This is a genomic window from Actinosynnema sp. NPDC050801 (assembly GCF_040673975.1).
Classification (GTDB): Bacteria; Actinomycetota; Actinomycetes; order Mycobacteriales; family Pseudonocardiaceae; genus Actinosynnema.
Genome location: NZ_JBFAQZ010000055.1, coordinates 1 through 2,071, shown reverse-complemented (window position 1 = coordinate 2,071; position 2,071 = coordinate 1). Strand labels below are relative to the sequence as shown.

Sequence of the window (2,071 nt, the reverse complement as noted above, 5' to 3'; positions counted from 1 at the left end):
CGATCTTCCGCCATGAGGTGTAGGTGCCGTTGGGTGCGAGCTGGGCGCGCCGCCACAGCGCGCCCGCGTCGTCGACCGCGTGGATGGCCAACGTCTTGTCCGCTTCGGACACCACCGCCGGGTCGCTGAGCATCCACCCCTGGTGTGCCGTGACGCCGGTGATCGACCCCCAAGAGCCGTTCGGGGTGCTTTGCACCCTGCCCCGGTACGCGGCGTCGTCGTGGCTGTTGGCCAGGGCCTCCAGCCTGCCGTCTTCGCGGACGCCGACCCCCGGTGCGCCGGTGAAGTCGTGGTAGTCGGCGATCACCTGGTACTCGATGAGCTCGTAGTCGCCCGCGTAGCGCTGCTTGCCCGCGGTGAGGCCACCCGCCGAGTTGACGTAGAAGAACGTCACCAGACCGTCGGTGCCCTGCACCGGCGTGGTGGGGGCGTCGGGTCGTTGCGGCACGGCGGGACGGGTCGGCACCGGGTATCCGGTGAGGCGGCAGCCGTTGGTGTCGGCGACGACGTCCAGCTCGTCGTACCAGCCGCTGCCGATGACCTTGCCGCTGCCGGACCAGGTCGCGGTGTCCTCGTGGTAGCGGTACCAGACCAGTTCGCCGTTGTCCGGCCCGGACGCGTAGAGGATGTCGCCGCCGGGGGAGAAGACGCGGTTGTAGGTGCCCCAACCCCAGCCGACCCGGCTGCGGTACTGGGTGAACCGCTCCGACGCGGCGTTCCAGCGGAACCGCCACAGGTCGCCGTTGGTGGTGCGCGCGTAGAGCACGCCGTCGTCCGACGCGACGATGAGGTTGTACTGGCCCCAGCCGGTGTCCAGGAACTTCCCGGGAGCCCACGTGCCGGTGGCGTGGTCGCCGGTCCAGGCGAACATCTGGAGGTGACCCTGCGCGGTGACGGCGTACAGCCTCCCCCGTCCGTCGACGGTGACGTGATTGCGGTACGCGGCCTGCGAGTAGCGGTTCCAACCACCGCCCACGTCCCGGGACGACCGGCCGTTCCAGGTGTCCCAGCCGACGCCGTTCCACCGGTAGCGGAACATGTCACCGGTGGTGCCGTCGAGCCGGTACACCACCCCGTCCGGGCCGGCCAGCGTGCGGCTGCCGTTCCACCCCGAGCCGATGGTGCGCCGCTGCCCCCAGTTCGGCACGCCGGTTTCCGGCTCGTTGTGCGGGTAGACGAAGAGGTCGCCTGACTTCGGCACGCCGAACAGGTTCACCGCCGAGTTGCAGGTGAGGGTCGCCGCGATCGCGGCTTCCGCCCTCGGCACGGTCGTTCCGGAGTAGGTCACGATGATCGTCACCGCCAGGACGAGGAATCGTCTTCCTCGCCCGCTCACACCGACCCTTTGCACGTGATCTCCCTCGTTGTCCGGTACGTGGACGGCCGTCCGTGACGTGTCATTGGACCTGGAGAACGGGGCTGTGCAGTTCCGCGTGGTAGCTCGCGTCCCACACCTGACCGACGGAGGTGTACTCCCCGGTCCTGCGTGGGATGGCGCACGTGGCGGTGGGGGTGGATCTGACGGAGTGCGCGGCGACCACGAAGTTGCTCCAGACGCCGCCGGCGCAGGTGATCGACGTCCCGCCGCGGGTGTAGTCCACCCAGATCGTGTCGACGGACCAGGCGAGGTCACCGGCGTTGCCGAGGTTGACCGTGAAGTACACCTCGTTGTTGTCGGCCCACGCGCAGGTCTGCCAGTACCACTCGGGGTGACCGGTGACGGAGGAGTAGCCGCTGCAGGCGCTGCCTGCCTGGCCCGGCGGCACCACGACCGCCGCCGACGCGGGTGAGGAGGACACGATGAGCCCTGCGCCCAGCAGCACCCCGGTCACGAAAAGCCTGAACATGCGTCTCATTCCCGTTCCTCCGGTGTCGGGCCCCACGCGATTCCTCGTCGGCCGTGTCATCGACGTGCCGTCCGTCCTGCGTATGAGAGGGGAGCGGTGTCGGTTCGCCGTGCGGTGGTGGGGATGAACACGGTGCGGATGGAGCCGTCGGTCGAGCGCCAGGTGAAGATCGGGCTGCCGTTGGAGAGGAGCAGGCCGGTGGGGTCGGTGGTGGCGTCTTCGAA

General features: G+C 69.3%; 2 protein-coding genes. Both read right to left on the bottom strand.

Features of this window, described 5'->3' with window-relative positions:
* Window positions 1-1,300: tachylectin-related carbohydrate-binding protein (locus tag AB0K14_RS40805; RefSeq protein ID WP_360466764.1), on the bottom strand; the 1,300-nt coding region annotated here is incomplete at its 3' end.
* Window positions 1,301-1,397: 97 nt separating this feature from the next.
* Complete coding sequence (locus tag AB0K14_RS40800) at window positions 1,398-1,856, bottom strand: hypothetical protein (protein WP_360466761.1); 459 nt, start codon at window positions 1,854-1,856, stop codon at window positions 1,398-1,400.
* Window positions 1,857-2,071 lie beyond the last annotated feature (215 nt).

Bases quoted from the DNA above. Each gene is read 5' to 3' on its own strand.
- AB0K14_RS40800 (WP_360466761.1), bottom strand. From the start codon at position 1,856: ATGAGACGCATGTTCAGGCTTTTCGTGACCGGGGTGCTGCTGGGCGCA.